This window comes from Veillonella sp. 27098_8_77 (assembly GCF_041431535.1).
Classification (GTDB): domain Bacteria; phylum Bacillota; class Negativicutes; order Veillonellales; family Veillonellaceae; genus Veillonella.
Genome location: NZ_JAPVXW010000013.1, coordinates 1 through 15,884, shown reverse-complemented (window position 1 = coordinate 15,884; position 15,884 = coordinate 1). Strand labels below are relative to the sequence as shown.

At 38.6% G+C, this 15,884-nt stretch carries 14 protein-coding genes; 9 read left to right on the top strand and 5 right to left on the bottom strand.

Annotated elements, in window-relative coordinates:
• Window positions 1–36 precede the first annotated feature (36 nt).
• The gene (gene aroF, locus O3617_RS07730; protein WP_038123974.1) at window positions 37–1,050 is read right to left on the bottom strand and encodes a 3-deoxy-7-phosphoheptulonate synthase; all 1,014 of its coding nucleotides are present in this window, start codon (window positions 1,048–1,050) and stop codon (window positions 37–39) included.
• Between the two features lie 423 nt (window positions 1,051–1,473).
• Here aroF and O3617_RS07725 point away from each other — a divergent pair, with 423 nt between their 5' ends.
• Window positions 1,474–1,890 carry a GNAT family N-acetyltransferase gene (locus tag O3617_RS07725; RefSeq protein WP_038123977.1) on the top strand — a complete coding sequence of 139 codons (417 nt, stop codon included), beginning with the start codon at window positions 1,474–1,476 and terminating at the stop codon, window positions 1,888–1,890.
• Between the two features lie 76 nt (window positions 1,891–1,966).
• On the top strand, window positions 1,967–2,425 hold the full coding sequence (locus tag O3617_RS07720) for a DIP1984 family protein (protein WP_038123979.1): 459 nt from the start codon (window positions 1,967–1,969) through the stop codon (window positions 2,423–2,425).
• 232 nt (window positions 2,426–2,657) lie between these two features.
• Here O3617_RS07720 and O3617_RS07715 read toward each other — a convergent pair whose 3' ends face one another.
• From O3617_RS07715 to O3617_RS07705, 3 genes are all read right to left on the bottom strand, one after another.
• Window positions 2,658–3,128 (bottom strand): hypothetical protein, encoded by a 471-nt coding sequence (locus O3617_RS07715; RefSeq protein WP_371449439.1) that lies wholly within the window; start codon window positions 3,126–3,128, stop codon window positions 2,658–2,660.
• A gap of 68 nt (window positions 3,129–3,196) precedes the next feature.
• Window positions 3,197–4,225: a ribonucleotide-diphosphate reductase subunit beta gene (locus tag O3617_RS07710; RefSeq protein ID WP_038123980.1), complete on the bottom strand. Its 1,029-nt coding sequence runs from the start codon at window positions 4,223–4,225 to the stop codon at window positions 3,197–3,199.
• 97 nt (window positions 4,226–4,322) lie between these two features.
• Window positions 4,323–6,605 (bottom strand): ribonucleoside-diphosphate reductase subunit alpha, encoded by a 2,283-nt coding sequence (locus O3617_RS07705; protein WP_038123981.1) that lies wholly within the window; start codon window positions 6,603–6,605, stop codon window positions 4,323–4,325.
• A gap of 305 nt (window positions 6,606–6,910) precedes the next feature.
• Here O3617_RS07705 and O3617_RS07700 point away from each other — a divergent pair, with 305 nt between their 5' ends.
• The 7 genes from O3617_RS07700 to O3617_RS07670 all read left to right on the top strand — a co-directional run bounded on the left by O3617_RS07700 (window position 6,911) and on the right by O3617_RS07670 (window position 13,812).
• Complete coding sequence (locus O3617_RS07700) at window positions 6,911–7,423, top strand: flavodoxin family protein (RefSeq protein WP_038123983.1); 513 nt, start codon at window positions 6,911–6,913, stop codon at window positions 7,421–7,423.
• Window positions 7,424–7,540: 117 nt separating this feature from the next.
• Complete coding sequence (locus O3617_RS07695; RefSeq protein ID WP_038123985.1) at window positions 7,541–8,713, top strand: iron-containing alcohol dehydrogenase; 1,173 nt, start codon at window positions 7,541–7,543, stop codon at window positions 8,711–8,713.
• A gap of 24 nt (window positions 8,714–8,737) precedes the next feature.
• Window positions 8,738–9,565, top strand: coding sequence for a hypothetical protein (locus O3617_RS07690; protein WP_038123987.1), 828 nt, complete (start codon window positions 8,738–8,740; stop codon window positions 9,563–9,565).
• 41 nt (window positions 9,566–9,606) lie between these two features.
• On the top strand, window positions 9,607–10,473 hold the full coding sequence (locus tag O3617_RS07685; RefSeq protein ID WP_038123990.1) for a hypothetical protein: 867 nt from the start codon (window positions 9,607–9,609) through the stop codon (window positions 10,471–10,473).
• 201 nt (window positions 10,474–10,674) lie between these two features.
• Window positions 10,675–11,997 carry a dicarboxylate/amino acid:cation symporter gene (locus tag O3617_RS07680; RefSeq protein WP_038123993.1) on the top strand — a complete coding sequence of 441 codons (1,323 nt, stop codon included), beginning with the start codon at window positions 10,675–10,677 and terminating at the stop codon, window positions 11,995–11,997.
• 152 nt (window positions 11,998–12,149) lie between these two features.
• Window positions 12,150–12,785 carry a CoA pyrophosphatase gene (locus tag O3617_RS07675; protein ID WP_038123995.1) on the top strand — a complete coding sequence of 212 codons (636 nt, stop codon included), beginning with the start codon at window positions 12,150–12,152 and terminating at the stop codon, window positions 12,783–12,785.
• On the top strand, window positions 12,751–13,812 hold the full coding sequence (locus tag O3617_RS07670) for a nicotinate-nucleotide--dimethylbenzimidazole phosphoribosyltransferase (protein ID WP_371449438.1): 1,062 nt from the start codon (window positions 12,751–12,753) through the stop codon (window positions 13,810–13,812). Before O3617_RS07675 ends, O3617_RS07670 begins: the two co-directional genes overlap by 35 nt.
• Before the next feature lie 57 nt (window positions 13,813–13,869).
• On the opposite strand, the gene O3617_RS07665 is transcribed toward O3617_RS07670, so the two are convergent.
• On the bottom strand, window positions 13,870–15,624 hold the full coding sequence (locus O3617_RS07665; RefSeq protein WP_038123999.1) for a 1-deoxy-D-xylulose-5-phosphate synthase: 1,755 nt from the start codon (window positions 15,622–15,624) through the stop codon (window positions 13,870–13,872).
• Window positions 15,625–15,884: the final 260 nt, after the last annotated feature.

Sequence of the window (15,884 nt, the reverse complement as noted above, 5' to 3'; positions counted from 1 at the left end):
ATAACGGATACTAGCTTATTTGTGTGATATTTAAGATTATTTAGTGCATTCTACCAATGCTTTACGCAATGCGAATACTTCTTTCATAAGACTAGTGAATTGATCTGGGCGTAATGCTTGAGGGCCATCGCACAATGCTTTGGATGGATTATTGTGAACTTCAATCATAAGGCCGTCTGCACCGCCGCCTACGGATGCAAGTGAAAGTGGGCGAACCATACGGCTCATACCTGCAGCATGGCTAGGGTCCATGATGATTGGCAAGTGAGATAGTTCGTGCATCATAGGAATTGCTGTTACGTCTAATGTATTACGTGTTTTAGGTTCGAATGTACGAATGCCACGTTCGCATAATACGATTTGATCATTGCCTTCAGACATGATGTATTCAGCAGCCATTAACCATTCTTCGTATGTAGCAGATAGACCACGTTTCAACAATACCGGTTTTTTCAATTTGCCCACTTCTTTTAAAAGTGTGAAGTTTTGCATGTTACGAGCACCGATTTGAAGCATGTCTACATTGTCGAAGTATTGCAATTGGGAAATATCCATAACTTCGGATACGATAGGAAGACCAGTTTCTTTTTTAGCTAATTCTAAAAGTTTTAAACCTTCAGGGCCCATGCCTTGGAAGGAGTATGGGGATGTACGAGGTTTGAAAGCGCCACCGCGAAGGATTGTGGCACCTGCATCTTTACATGCTTGGCAGGATGCGAGTACTTGTTCTGGTGTTTCAACGGAGCAAGGACCAGCCATTACAGCGAAGTGACCGCCACCGATAAGTGCACCGCCTACATTGATAACAGAATCTTCTGGGTGGAATTTACGGTTTGCTTTTTTGAAAGGCTCTTGAATACGTGTTACTTTATCTACGAAATCAAGAGATTCAATTTGACGGGAATCAAGGGATGCTGTATCGCCGATAAGACCTAAGATATTATAGTGGGCCCCTTCTACTGGATGGATAACAAGACCTTTTGCTTCTAATTCATTGCGTAATTTTGTTACCTCTGCATCTGTAGCTGTTGTTTTTAATGTGATAATCATAATAAGTCCTCCTCAAATAACAATGCGAATAGTGGGGCCAACCATACGGGATAGCAAACAAAAAAGGGCTACCCGTAGTCTAATACGGGTAGCCCTTTTACTATTCTAAGCAACGATTGATGATTTCTAAATTAGCGTAGCTCAAATAGTTCCTTACCCGTACGTTGGATAAAGAACCAATAAAAGTATTGTTTTGCTACTGTGCTAATTTGGTTAGTCATCTTATTGTTGCTCCTTTCTAAATTTGATGTGTACAGTATAAACCCATTTGAGAATTTTATGCAAGTACTTTTTTTTAAAAAGATACAAAATTCTATAGAAAAAGTTATTTTAACATTACTTTGCCTTTATACTCATGGTAAAATTAAAGGTAGAAAATGCTAGCAATATAAACGTTATAGAACATAATCGGTAAGGAGAGTTATGATTATTCAAATTTTAAATACAATTAACGATGATATTAAACAAATTCGCACAGATGTGTTCATGAAAGAACAAGGCTTTGAAAATGAATTTGATGAAATTGATGAAACCGCAAAATTCGTGCTTTTATTTATAGATGGAAAAGCTGTTGGTACTTGTAGATTTTTCCCAAGTGATATAGCAGGGGATGCTCATATAGGACGTATGGCGGTACGCAAATTATATCGTGGTCAGAATTTGGGCTCAAAAATTATGCATGCTGCAGAAAATGGTATTCGGAGAGATGGATTTAAAACGTGTTCTTTGTCTGCACAGGTACAGGCTAAGCCATTCTACGAGTCTCTTGGATATGTGGCTGAAGGGGAGGAATACCTTGATGAAGGGTGTCCTCATGTGATGATGAGGAAACAGCTATAATATTGCAGTTTAGTATTATTAGAAATATAATCAAGATAAAGGTATGTATTGATTGATATTCGCAGGAGGTGTAACCATGAAACTTGCAGAAGCATTACAGGAACGAGCTGATTTAAATAAGAAAATTAGTGACTTGAGAGGTCGTTTAAATCAAAATAGTTTAGTACAAGAAGGGGAAAGACCTAATGAAGACCCTACCGTGTTGATGCAAGAACTAGAAGCGGTAATTGCTAGACTTCAACAACTTATTAAAGATATTAATCTTACTAACTGTGCAACTATTGTTGAAGGGCGCTCTTTAACGCAAATTATAGCGGAAAAAGAAGGTGCAATTATGCGTTTATCTGCATATCGTGCATTAGCAGATAGCGCAAGTGCTATTAATTATCGTGCCCGTGGTTCGGAAATTAAAATGATAGCAACTGTAAATGTTAGCGAGCTACAAAAAACAGCAGATATAATCTCCAAGGAGATTCGTACTTTAGATAATTTATTACAATTCACTAACTGGACTGTTGATTTAATAGAGTACTAATCACAAGTTGGTAATCAAGATAGGGTGGATACAAAGCCACGATTGCTTAATTCGTAAAAAGATGATATTCCATTACATGTATGGGGCGCTGAAGATATGTATCATGTAAGCCCTTATTGCGTATAAATGTATGGTTATTTTTTATAATGTATTACCATGTATCAACTGTTTTGGTGAGGGTGGCGTTGGGGATAATAAAAAGGGATGCTTTCTATGAAAGCATCCCTTTTTATTATCCTGCTGTATATGGACTAAAGCGTCCTGCAAATAGGTAAGAACCCATTTTACCGAGTTTGGCGGCAAATATAGATCCAATGATACCTAGAATAATCATAATCCACGCATTTTCTGCGTTTACACTGTGAGCTATGGCCATATAGGATTGAATACAGGAAATGATGAAGTAGATAATTGTTAGGTAGATTTTTTGTTTCGGGTATTTTGCAGTTGCCGTTTTAAATCGTAACTTACTGCCAATATATCCTGAAATACCACCAAGAATTACAAGTGCTGGCAGAATCATTGTTACTAATGTGACAACATGGAACAATGTGGCTGCAATAGATGGAATCAATAATGCGATAATAGGAACAAAGAAGGATCCTGTTGTTCCAACGATTGGAAAATGTACACAAATTGGGTGTAAATGAAGGTTTAACATCTTTTCCCGTTTAGGGCTGAGACGACGTGGTTTATATTCCATCCAAACCGTAGGCGGAAAACCACATGCTGGGCAAGGTTGATCCTTTTACATATATATTTAAGTTTAATCTACTCTAAATCATCAAAATCAAATGCCGCTGCCTTTGTATAGTTTGTAACTTTTGCTTCGAAGAAGTCAGTTTTCGTGCTATTTAAGTTGGAGAAGCTTTCAATCCATTCCATAGGGTTTTCCTTGATTTCAGGATATAGATGAGGCAAGCCGATTGCTTCTAAGCGGATGTTCGCAAGGTATTTGATATAGCGTTCGATAAGAACGTTGTTAAGACCGAGGATTTTATCATCAGTGATGTATTGTCCCCAAGCGATTTCGTTCTCTGCACCTTGGCGAATCATGTCAGTAATTTTTGCTTCTAGTTCAGGTGTGAACAAGTCAGGGCGTTCACGGCGTAACTCACGGATGATGTTTTGGAATAATACAAGGTGAGTTACTTCGTCGCGGTTGATATATTTGAAGATTGTAGATGTAGCTGTCATTTTACCTTGGCGTGCCAATGTATAGAAGAAGCTAAAGCCGGAGTAGAAGTAGATACCTTCTAAGATATAGTTAGCAATGATTGTATGAATAAGGTTTGCTTCGCTAGGATCATCGCTGAAACGTTGGTATGCATCGGCGATGAAGCGGTTACGTTCAAGCAACGTTTTATCTGTACGCCATTCGTCATAAATTTTGTCACGTGTAATAGGGTTTGTTACTGTGTCCAAAATGTAGGAATAACTTTGGGCGTGAATTTCTTCTTGGAATGCTTGAATATTCAATAAAGATGCCACTTCAGATGCTGTAATATAGCGGCTTAAGTTAGGCAAGTTTTCAGATTGAATAGAATCAAGGAAATTCAAGAACGCAATGATTTTATCGAATGCGCGGCGTTCATAATCTGTTAAGTAGGGGAATTGCTTAACGTCTTCGTTCAAGGAAATCTCTTCAGGAATCCAGAAGTTGTTGAGCATTGTACGGTACATTTGGTTTGCCCAGTCGTATTTGATACGGTTCCATTCGCGAAGGTTTGTTGTGTTACCGCCAATCATAGATTGCGTGCCACGTTCACCATGTTCGTTGAAAATCAGTTTTTTATCCATAGTAGGACTCCTCTTTATACAACGATGCGACCTATATTGCTATAGGCCGTCATCAGATTTATAGTTTGTGTAAATTATAGCAATGATATTTTAACTATTACGAAGAACAGCTAGTACATTCGTCCATTTCGAGGGATTGGTTACGAATGTAGTAAATCGTTTTAATCCCTTGTTTATATGCCTCAACATACAGGTCGAGAATTTCTTTTGCTTTCATTTGAGGTGTGATATACAAGTTGAAAGATTGTGCTTGGTCAATATGACGTTGACGTACGCCACAAGCTTTGATGGACCATTGTTGGTCGATTGTATGAGCCTCTTTGTAGAGCCAGAATGTTTTGTCGTTTAAATCTGGTGCAGTTTTTGGAGTGAAAGAACCTTTCTTCTCTTCGATGAAGAATTTTTTGAAGATAGGGTCAATACCAGCCGTTGTGTTCGCAATGTTGGAAGTAGAACCAGTAGGAGCTACGGCCATCAAGTAACCATTGCGGATGCCGTATTTAGCAACGTCTGCAGCCAATTGTTTCCAACGATCGGATGTATAGCCACGACGCGTGAAGTATTCACCGGTTTCCCATTCGGAACCTTTGAACGCTGGGTATGCACCTTTTTCTTTTGCTAATTCCATGGAAGCTTTAATAGCATAGTATGCAATGTTTTCAAACAGTTTGTCCGCTGTTTCGATGTGTTCATCGGATTCCCATTGGATATTGTGGTTTACAAGGTAGTGGTGGTAACCGGAAGTACCAAGGCCTATAGCGCGGTATTTGTCAGAGGTCATGCGGGACTCTGGTACTGGTGCTTGGTTAATGGAAATAACATTGTCTAGCATACGAATTTGAAGAACTATGTTTTCTTCTAATTCTTCGTCAGTAATGCGACCCAGGCTGATGGAGTTCAAGTTACATGTAACCATGTCGCCTGTATTTGTTTTCGTAGTAATAGTGCCATCTTCGTTGATGATTTCTTCTTCAAGATTTGTGAAACCAACGTTTTGTGCGATTTCGTGGCATAAGTTGGACGCGTAAATCATACCGGCATGTTTGTTAGGATTTGCAGCATTTACTGTATCGCGGAAGAAGATGAACGGAGTACCAGTTTCAACAGCGGAGCGCATGATTTTTTTCATCATGTCTAGTGCTGGAACTTCAATGCCGTGTAAGTTAGGATCTTGTTCACATTCGAGGTAACGTTTTGTGAACTCATTATTGTCATCCGTATCGTAGTAGTCCTCTAAGGCGTAGCCTTTCACAGTCAAGACTTCGTGAGGGTCGAAGAGGGTGAAGTTTTCACGGGCAATCATGCGTTCCATGAAGATGTTTGGAACAGAGATAGCAGGGAAGATATCGTGCGCTTTACGACGGTCATCGCCATTGTTTGTACGAAGCTCTACGAATTCGTAAAAGTCTTTGTGCCAAATATCGAGTGTTACTGTAGCGCCACCCTTACGTTTGCCCAATTGGTCAACTGCAACAGCAGTATCGTTGTACAAGCGAATCCAAGGGATAACGCCACCGGAGGAATTTTTAAACCCGCGGATATCGGAGTTCAATGCACGAACCTTGCCAAGGTAAATACCAAGGGCACCACCGTGTTTGGATACGCGGGAGAATTTACTGTTTACGTCGTAAATGGACCATAGGTTGTCATCTACACCAGAGATGAAACAAGAGGACAATTGATGGAATGGTGTACCTGCATTTGCCAATGTAGGTGTAGCTGTTGTCATCTTTAATTGGCTCATCAAATCATAGAATTTTTTAGCGTATTTTACTTTGTTTTCGCCTTCTACCAATGCCAAGTGCATCGCGATAGCCATGAAACGTTCTTGTGGTAATTCATAGATTTCTTTATTGAAGCCTTTTACTAAGTAACGGTCAGCCAACAATTTAAGGCCTTCGTAGTTGAAGAGGTAGTCACGTTTAGGTTTGATGTAATCACCTAACTCTTGTAATTCGTCAGGAGTATATTCTGTAACGAAGAAGTCAGCGTATTTTTTCTCTTCTACAAGCATGTGTACAAGATTTGGAAAGTTCCCATATCCAAATGCTTTATAACGGCGTGTGATAGCAGCTTCTTTGTAGAGATCGAACAAGAAAAGACGAGCCGCTACGAACTGCCAATCTTGGTTCATTTTGTTAACTTGGTTGCCGAAACCGTCGTCTTTCTTAGAGATAACCTTTTCGATAGCTGTTTGTACCAAAGTTTTTTGAATTTCCTTAGTCGTCATGCCATCGACGAATTGTAATTTCGCATCCATTTCCAATTCTAGTGGATCACAAGAATCTAACCCCAAGCATGCGAAGGCAATCATTCGTTTCGTTTTCTCTACGGATAGCGGTTCAAAATGGCCATCCCGTTTCTTGATCATAATCTCCATTATGGTTCCCCTTACATCGTAAATTTATCTAAAATCATCTGTAGAATTTGCGTAAATCATATATGGAACTTTTACGCTACATCTAATCAGAAAAATAAGAAAACTACTATATATTGTAGTTTTCTTATTTGTTAAATACATTATGTAATGATTATAGCGAAAAAAATCTATATATTCAATATTGACTTTTTTGAATTTATCAATATGGTTAGATTAAATTTATCGATATAGTTTGTGATTAATTTTATTATAGATAAATACTATATGATTTATAATAAATATAGCTTTACAATAGGAGGTTAGCTATGAAATCTATCGTTATATATTCGTCCCTTACGGGAAATACTAAACAAGTGGCAGAGGCTATTACTAGCGTATTGCCAGCAGATACACTTTGCGTATCTATGAAAGAGTTACCACCCGATGTAGCATCCTATGATCTTGTATTTGCAGGATTTTGGGTGGATAAAGGGACAGCTAATAAGGAGGCCCGTGATGTACTAGGTACATTACATAACCCTCACATTGCTCTGTTTGCCACGGCAGGCGTACCACCGCAAATGGCACATGCTAAGGAGAGCTTAATTAATGCAGCAAATTGTTTACCCGATGGCGTAGAGCCTGTAGGAACCTTCATCTGCCAAGGTAAGGTAGATCCTAAGGTTATAGAAATGATGTACAAGATGTTCCCGAAAGGGCATAGCCACGGTCAATCTGCTGATCGCGATGCACGTCATAAGCAAGCCGCAGTCCATCCAAATGAGGATGATTTCAAGGCAGCAATGGAATTTGCTAAGCATGTATTAGACTCCATTTAAATCAATAAACAGCAGTGTTACACATGGCACTGCTGTTTTATTTTTATATATATTGACGAACGTTTTTAGGTACATTACGATAAGAATATAATGATGTAAAGAAAAGAGGTCGATTACATGGAATTCTCATACTTTTTACCTGTAAATATCCAATTCGGTTGGAATAAAGTAGATAATGTTGCTGGTTTTGCTGCACCGTATGGCAAGAAAGCACTTATTGTAACTGGTCGTACTAGTGCCAAAAAATCTGGTTTATATGACCGGGTGGTAGCAAAGCTTGATACGGCCCATATTGAACATGTTCTTTTTGACCAAGTGGATGCCAATCCGTTGACTACGACTGCCTTAGACGGCGCTGCTTTAGCTAAATCTGAGAGCTGTGATATGGTTATTGCCATCGGCGGTGGGTCTATTATGGATTGTGCAAAGGGCATTGCTTTTATGGCTGTGAATGATGGCGACATTAATGATTATATCTTTAACCGTAAAACGAGTGATAATGCGTTACCGCTTATTGTGATTCCAACCACTTGTGGCACGGGTTCTGAAGGCAATGGTTTTGGTGTTCTTACTAATCCTGAAACAGGTGATAAGAAATCTTTGCGTTGTAATGCCATCGTGCCTAAGGTATCTATCGTAGACCCTGCTGTAATGGGGACTATGCCTCCTCATGTGTTGGCATCTGTTGGTTTCGATGCATTGTGTCACAATATCGAGGCGTACACATCTAAAACTGCGCAACCTTTCACCGATGCACTAGCTCATTATGCAGTAACATTACTAGCACAATATCTTGTACCCCTATATAAACATGTGAAAGCGATTGCTAATGATCAAGAACCTATACTTAATGAAAAACAATTAACGAAAGCATGGGAGTCCGTTACATTGGCTAGCACTATTGGCGGTATGGTTATCAATACAGCAGGCGTCACACTTGGTCATGGTATGGAACACCCTGCTAGTGGCCTTAAAGATATTACCCATGGTGTTGGTCTTGCAGTTATTGAACCTGTTGTAGTGGAATACACATGGAGCGCTAACCCTGAAAAATTTAATGCATTGGCACGTATATTTAACCATGGTGATGGTTCTGAGCTGGGGGAAGCATTACGTCTAATCGTACATGACCTAGACCTTACTACAAACCTTACAAAATTAGGATTTAAGAAAAAAGACATTCCATGGCTCGTGGATAATGTATATGTTGTAGCTACAGGCAATATAGCTAATACAGTAGCTAAAATAAGCCGTGAAGATATAGAAGTGTTGTATAAGAAAATGTTTTAGTAATAGTAGTATAGGGAGAGAGTTTTGGTTCGCATATTTTATGGCTTATTAACTGCATATATAATTATATTGTTTATAGTAGCAATGCTATTTAATATAGCACCTATAACATATATTGTATTTGGCATAGCAATAGTATTGAGTTTATTACTACAATATGAGTGGTTTAAGAAACATGCTTTATCTGAAAAAACACATGTTAAATTGATTTGCTGCGTATTTATTATATTTAATTTGTGTTTAGCTGGACTTGTTGCGGATTGGCTTAAATATGATATTAATACAAGCTTCGATCAAATTGAGGATTTTGAGTATAGTACAACTGATTGGAAAAGGGGTTGGCCTAACAATCGTGAATTACCAGAGGGACTAAAATCTCCTGAACAGCTTCCGGAAGGTATTGATAAGGTATCTATGGTACGAACGGATGTGGCCTGGGCCACTGCGTATCCTTATCGTTATGTAGTGTTAGAAGGGAATCCTAAAGTAATTGCGCAATATGAGGCAATTGCAAAACAACATGCATCCTATATGGCTAAGATTGATAGATATTATAGGTTACTAGATTTAGAAAGTGGGGAGGTAAAGCGTTTTATATCTCATCCTGATAGTTATTACGTTATAGATAGTATCGAGGAAGAACCTCTAAATTTATCAAAAAGGAATTTTATAGAGTGGTTGCGCTTTGCACCTCGAAAAGAAACAAAAACAGTAGTTAAGGATACATATAATTCTACTCAGGATCATAGACTATATGTATTTGTTGATGATGGTAATACAAAAAGGCCTCATTTTGTGGAACTTTTAATTAGTAATGATGGAACACGAGCTATATTTTATCAGTCTAAGTAGGCCAATAAGGCCTTGGATAAATTTGGTTGTGGAGAGAGTAAATGCGACAGTGTGTAATGTATCTAAAGGAATTATTTTTAGGTGCGCCTTATAGAAAGAGCATATGGTTTTTTATAATTCTATGGATATTAACATTTTTATTATCGGATTATATCTCATACTCTGGGTTATACTATCTGATTTTATTAATAGCTACGATTGTCTTATTGCTTGAAAAGTGTGGAGTGCTTGATAGTGAGGCAGCTATACGAAAAAGATTTTTAACATATTTTTATGTAATCTTTTTTCTATGTATGCTTCCTACATTAGCTGTTACTTTAGTATTTTCTGCTGTGGGGATATCCCATTATGATACACAACGATGGCACTCTACATGGCCCTCATCTAAGGCGGGGTATATTCCGACTCCATTACAAACACCTAAGTCTTTACCGGAGAGTTTGAAAGTGATTTCTTCTGCAGAAGTAATTGGAATAGGTGGAAATCAAAGCTGTTTAGTATTAGATGGTGATAAGGCTACGATTTCACAGTATGAGGAATCTGTTAAATCTAATGCTTGGTATTCGTTTATAAATGGTAGGGAAAAAGATACTACAGTTAAGTTGCTTCGTGAGTTCAAGCAGCCGAAAGATAGAAGTGTATTATTTAGTGATGTGGACGATTACTATAAGGTTATTACCATTCGACGACAAAACTGGAAATTATTTCCATGGTTAATTAATGGTACACAGAGTGTTGGTGATGATCCTGACTCAGATTATTATTATAGTACTCGGATGTCAGCAGAGAAATACGTGGTATATGTTGTTTACCATAATTTTGATCAGGATCAGCCCAGAGTCATTTATTTTATGTTTAATCCAGAGCGAACCCGTATGATTACTATGGATATAGACTTTTGGCACTAGATTTTACTAGAGCATCTATATAAAAGTAGGAATAATATTTGAACATATTACAATATATTCACATATTGTAATTGACATATTTAAAACATATCTTTATAATGGGTTTTACAAAGAGACTCGGATGTGATTAATTATCCCAGCCCCTAGGGCTGGGGTTTCTTTATTAGTCTCTAGTAGTTTTATTAGTAGAGAGGTGTTTTTATGGCAGACCCAAATAACAAAAATGTTGATGCCTTAGCGCAAGAGATTACCTTGAAAAGTCGTGGTCAAGGCAAATTACGTCAATTTATTTTATGGATGGGTGCACTTATCATTGGTGCTATCTTAGGATGGCAACATATTCCTGTTCTTAATGACTTATTTAATTTCATTGCTGCAGTGTTTACACATTTATTTCAATTTATCGCAATACCTACTGTGTCACTAGCAGTTATTACCACATTATCCATGTTGGGTGCTAAGAAGGATACAGGACGTATCTTTGGTCATGCAGTTACTTATACATTGTTAACAACAATTTGTGCGGCTGCCGTTGGACTTGCTTTATTCCTTTGGATTGCGCCAGGCAACTTACCACTTGATGTAATCGGTGCCGGTGCAGCGCAAGTACCTGAAAAATTAGGTCACGTAACATATTACGACCATTTCTTATCTGTTATTCCTAACAATATCTTGAAACCGTATTTAGAAGGTAACGTATTGTCCGTTATGTTCATTTCTGCTTCTGTTGGCTTAGCGTTTGCTTTCATGCCTCGTACAGAAGGCCGCGAAGCAGTATTGAAGGTGTTATTCGGTTTACAAGAATTACTATTCACATTGATTAGAGGTTTACTCTACGTTTTACCAATCGGTATCCTTGCTTTTGCAGGCCAATTATCTGCACAAATCGAAGCGGGTGTCATCGTTGGTGCATTAGGTAAATATACAGCTGTTGTAATCGGCGGTAACTTGATTCAATTCTTTATTGTAATTCCATTGTTCTTGTTGTTCCGTGGCTTAAACCCTATCGATGTATTCCGCAAAATGTCTCCAGCTGTAGCTGTTGCATTGTTTACAAAATCCTCAGCTGCTACATTGCCTGTAACATTAGCATCTGCAGAAGACAATTTGAAAGCACATCCTTCTGTAGCGCGTTTCGTATTGCCAATTTGTACAACAATTAACATGAATGGTTGCGCAGCTTTCATTCTTGTTACATCCTTGTTTGTAATGCAAAATGCAGGCATTGAACTAACAGCTGGTACTATGGTAGCTTGGCTCTTCATCGCTGTTCTTGCAGCCATCGGTAATGCAGGGGTTCCAATGGGTTGCTATTTCTTAACATTATCCTTGATGAGCTCCATTGGCGCGCCAATCGGTTTACTTGGTATTATCTTGCCAATCTATACGATTATCGACATGATTGAAACGGCCGAAAACGTTTGGTCCGATGCATCTGTATGTGCCATGGTTGATAATGATTTGAAAGGTACATTAGACGATCCTGACTCTCATGATGATATGCCTCAATTCCAAGGTGCGTAGATTGTACTTTACAAAAGCATAATATATAAATAGGTTGCCTCTTATATGTGAGGCAACCTATTTTGCTTTCAAATAAAAAAATATAATATTGTGCTATTTCTACTGTTTTCTGGAAAACGATTATTGGTATAATGAAGAAAAGGGGGATGACTATGGATAGACAATTGAGCGCATACTTAAATGGACGAGATCCACAAGTGGCCACAGATATTGATGTTATAACGGCTGCGGTGGCAGTGCCATTAGTTGAAGTTGATGGTGAGGATCATGTCCTATTTACTGTGCGTAGTCAGACCTTACGTAGACAGCCTGGTGAAATTAGCTTTCCTGGTGGACATTGTGAAAGCACTGATAAAACAGGAGCTGATGCGGCCATTCGTGAATGCTCGGAAGAACTAGGAATCGATACAAGTCAAATTGAAGTACTGGGACCTCTAGATTGTTTAGTCTCTGCCATTGGCGTGAAACTACATGCAGTGGCCGTACGTTTACATACATCTGAGTTTAATCCAAACCCAGACGAAGTAGGAGAAATTTTTACGGTGCCATTGTCGTATTTACTTGAAATGGAACCTACTGTAGGTCATTTGGATATTGGTACAAAACCGTTGCGAGACTTTCCATTCCACCTATTAGAAGGATATCAAATAGACTGGAAGATTCGTCAAAATTACTCGGTTTATTTTTATCCCTATAAACAATATACAATATGGGGATTAACAGGTAGGGTACTTAAAAATTTCCTAGATTTATATGGACAAGGTAATACGATTAAAAATGAAAGATAATGAAATAGCTTCATTTGATAAAGAATTGAATAAATTCCTCCAACCTAAATGCCTTATTCCTGGTGGTCTAGGACTGTGGGAAACTTATTTTCGTAGAATCTGTACTGCTTGGGGCTGTATTGACAGTGAAATCAGACCGCAGCACATCATATTTTCCGCCGATAATGGGTGCAATATGGAAGGCTATGTAGGTTATAACTATGAAGTAACACAGAAGCAGTCTCGAAATATGGTGCTTGGGAATACAGCTGCTACACTATTTTGTAAATTCAATACTATTCCTTATGAGGTTGTCGATGTAGGGATTGCCTCAGAGGATGGTATTGGTGTTGATTGTAAGGTTGCAAAAGGCACAAAGAATATCTTGCATGGTCCAGCTATGACATCCGAAGAGTTTAATGCTGCCTTTCAAGCTGGGTATGAACGGGTAGAATATTACGTAGCACAAAAAATTAATTTGTTTTCTTTTGGAGAAATGGGGCTAGGGAATACTACGACATCTGCCTGTGTCTTATCTGCATTGACGAAGGCTACTCCAGAGGAAACAGTCGGTTTTGGATCATGGCCTGATAAGCCGGATTTGATGAAGCGTAAGATTGATTTTGTGCGACAAGTATTAGACTTTCATCAGGATTATTTGGATGTGTCAAATGAAATTGATAGGGTTCATACCATAATAGCTCGTGTAGGAGGATTTGATATTGCGGCCATTACCGGTGCCATGATAGCCTGTACAGAGCATCGTGTTCCATTTGTCATTGATGGTTTTATTACGGCCGTAGCGGCAGCTTGTGCTACGCATATAAATCCACAAGTTGAGGACTATGCATTACCATCCCATCATTCAAGAGAACGAGGTATGGATATAGCGTTGGCGGAGGTTGGCCTTACCCGAGATATGGTTCCTATTCAAGCTCAAATGGCTATGGGCGAGGGGACGGGGGCTATTTTAATGGTACAAATGCTTAGAACTACGCATCATATGTTCGTCAACGTAGGCACGTTTGCAGATATAATGAAATTATAGAATATATACAAGAAACGCTCAGTTTTAAACTGAGCGTTTTGTCATATCTGTATTGAATTAATATTGTATGGTTCGTATATCATTTAAAATTTGAGCTATATCCAAATGATTTTGATGTAATACATCTTCCGGTTTGTATCGGTCGTAGAATTGTTTGGAAATACCATAGTTTAAGACTTTCATGGATGTTTTTCCATAATAGCTAGCAATCTTTTGACCATAGCCACCTTCCAGCTCACCATCTTCTAGGGTAATGACGATTTGGTGATCCTTTGTTAATTGATTTAATGTGCCGGTGTCCAAACTAGAAATGCAAAGCGGTTTTATAATGGTCGGAGAAATTTGCATTGTGTCTTGTATTGCGTGGCCAAGTTCGATAGCTTTATGGTAGAAATTACCGACACCTATGATGGCAATCGTATTACCGGATTGGGTTATGCCATACGATGTGACGGGACTATCTGTTGTATTGGATTGATTGGTGTCATGAATCGGTATCCCTACAGGAATGCGTATGGCGATAGGGTGATTGTGCTGCTCCAAGCCATAATGAATGGCCGATTCTAATTCTTCTACTGTTGTAGGGGATAGGTACATGAGGTTTGGCATGTTGCCGAGCATGGTAATATCGTTGAATCCAAGGTGTGTCATGTCCTTGTTACCATAAATGGATGCACGATATACAAGGATCAGTGCACTGCTATTGTTAATACATAGGTCATTAATGACTTGGTCGTAAGCACGTTGTAAAAATGTACTGTAAATCGGTAAAATCGGCGTGCCACCATTATGGGCGATGCCGGCAAGTAATGTTGTGGCGTGCTCTTCTGCAATGCCTACGTCGATATATTGGTTACCTAGTTTTTCACGTATATCCTTCGTTAAGCAGAATCCGCCAGGTGTAGCAGCTGTAACGATACATGCAGCTTTATTTTGCTCTAGTGTATCGATGAGTTGTTTTGCAACGATAGATTCATAGCTATTGGTATAGCGTTTTTTTGTTTCCCCTGTGTCAATATCAAATCCAGATGGATTGTGAAAGCTTTCAGGATTGGTAATAGCCTTGTCGTAACCGTAACCCTTTGTCGTATGGATGTGGAGTACTATCGGTGTTGTCTCTGCTTTACATTCTGTTAGAGCCTTGATTACGGTTGGCAACGAATTGCCATCGTCGACGTAACGATACGAAAAGCCTAGAGCTTTAAAGATATTATTAGGGCTTTCACCATTAGTTTCGCGCAATCGTTGAAGATGGCTATACAAACCGCCGTGATTTTCCGCAATAGATTGATCGTTGTCGTTGATGATGATCAAACATTGAGAGGCCATTGTAGCTAAATGATTCAATGCTTCATAAGCTTCGCCACCAGAGAGCGCTCCGTCGCCGATTAAAGTAATAATTGGATGCGTCTTATGCTGTAAATCGCGTCCAATCATGAGTCCACAAGCTAAACTGAGGCTTGTAGAAGCATGGCCTAGGTGAAATGCGTCGTAGGTGCTTTCATCAGGATTACTATAACCGGATACGGTGTGAAATTTGTCCTTATCCTTAAAGCCTTCGTGACGGCCTGTTAAAATCTTATGAGCATAACTTTGATGGGAAATATCAAATATAAATTGAGAATCATCAAGGCCGAACACATGATGCAAGGCAACAATAATGTCAGTGGCTCCTAAGGATGAACCGATGTGACCGCCAATGTGTGATGTTCTATGGATGATTAAGTTTCGTATATGTTGTGCGATGACCTCGAGCTCTGATATAGAGCAGTCGCGCAAGTCGCTAGGAATTTGAATATCTGTCAGTTCCATAGGTCTCCTACATGATCCATACTAATGGATAAATCAATTACAGTTAATGAAATATATAACTCATTAATAGCTATTATAACATTATAGAGTAAAATTATTTATAAACAAAAAGAAAGTTCGATATATTTAGATATAACTCTAACTCTATATGTAAAGTGACTGTTATAATATAATCTCTTATTACTAAAAATAGCTATTAGATGATTGTGTATCAAATCAACTAATAGCTATTTTTGTATATTTCTCAAGAAAAAGCCTTT

What these genes read in the sequence shown, in the direction of transcription:
- aroF (WP_038123974.1), bottom strand. Translation starts at nt 1,050, where the DNA reads ATGATTATCACATTAAAAACAACAGCTACAGATGCAGAGGTAACAAAA.
- O3617_RS07725 (WP_038123977.1), top strand. Translation starts at nt 1,474, where the DNA reads ATGATTATTCAAATTTTAAATACAATTAACGATGATATTAAACAAATT.
- O3617_RS07720 (WP_038123979.1), top strand. Translation starts at nt 1,967, where the DNA reads ATGAAACTTGCAGAAGCATTACAGGAACGAGCTGATTTAAATAAGAAA.
- O3617_RS07715 (WP_371449439.1), bottom strand. Translation starts at nt 3,128, where the DNA reads ATGGAATATAAACCACGTCGTCTCAGCCCTAAACGGGAAAAGATGTTA.
- O3617_RS07710 (WP_038123980.1), bottom strand. Translation starts at nt 4,225, where the DNA reads ATGGATAAAAAACTGATTTTCAACGAACATGGTGAACGTGGCACGCAA.
- O3617_RS07705 (WP_038123981.1), bottom strand. Translation starts at nt 6,605, where the DNA reads ATGGAGATTATGATCAAGAAACGGGATGGCCATTTTGAACCGCTATCC.
- O3617_RS07700 (WP_038123983.1), top strand. Translation starts at nt 6,911, where the DNA reads ATGAAATCTATCGTTATATATTCGTCCCTTACGGGAAATACTAAACAA.
- O3617_RS07695 (WP_038123985.1), top strand. Translation starts at nt 7,541, where the DNA reads ATGGAATTCTCATACTTTTTACCTGTAAATATCCAATTCGGTTGGAAT.
- O3617_RS07685 (WP_038123990.1), top strand. Translation starts at nt 9,607, where the DNA reads ATGCGACAGTGTGTAATGTATCTAAAGGAATTATTTTTAGGTGCGCCT.
- O3617_RS07680 (WP_038123993.1), top strand. Translation starts at nt 10,675, where the DNA reads ATGGCAGACCCAAATAACAAAAATGTTGATGCCTTAGCGCAAGAGATT.
- O3617_RS07675 (WP_038123995.1), top strand. Translation starts at nt 12,150, where the DNA reads ATGGATAGACAATTGAGCGCATACTTAAATGGACGAGATCCACAAGTG.
- O3617_RS07670 (WP_371449438.1), top strand. Translation starts at nt 12,751, where the DNA reads ATGGACAAGGTAATACGATTAAAAATGAAAGATAATGAAATAGCTTCA.
- O3617_RS07665 (WP_038123999.1), bottom strand. Translation starts at nt 15,624, where the DNA reads ATGGAACTGACAGATATTCAAATTCCTAGCGACTTGCGCGACTGCTCT.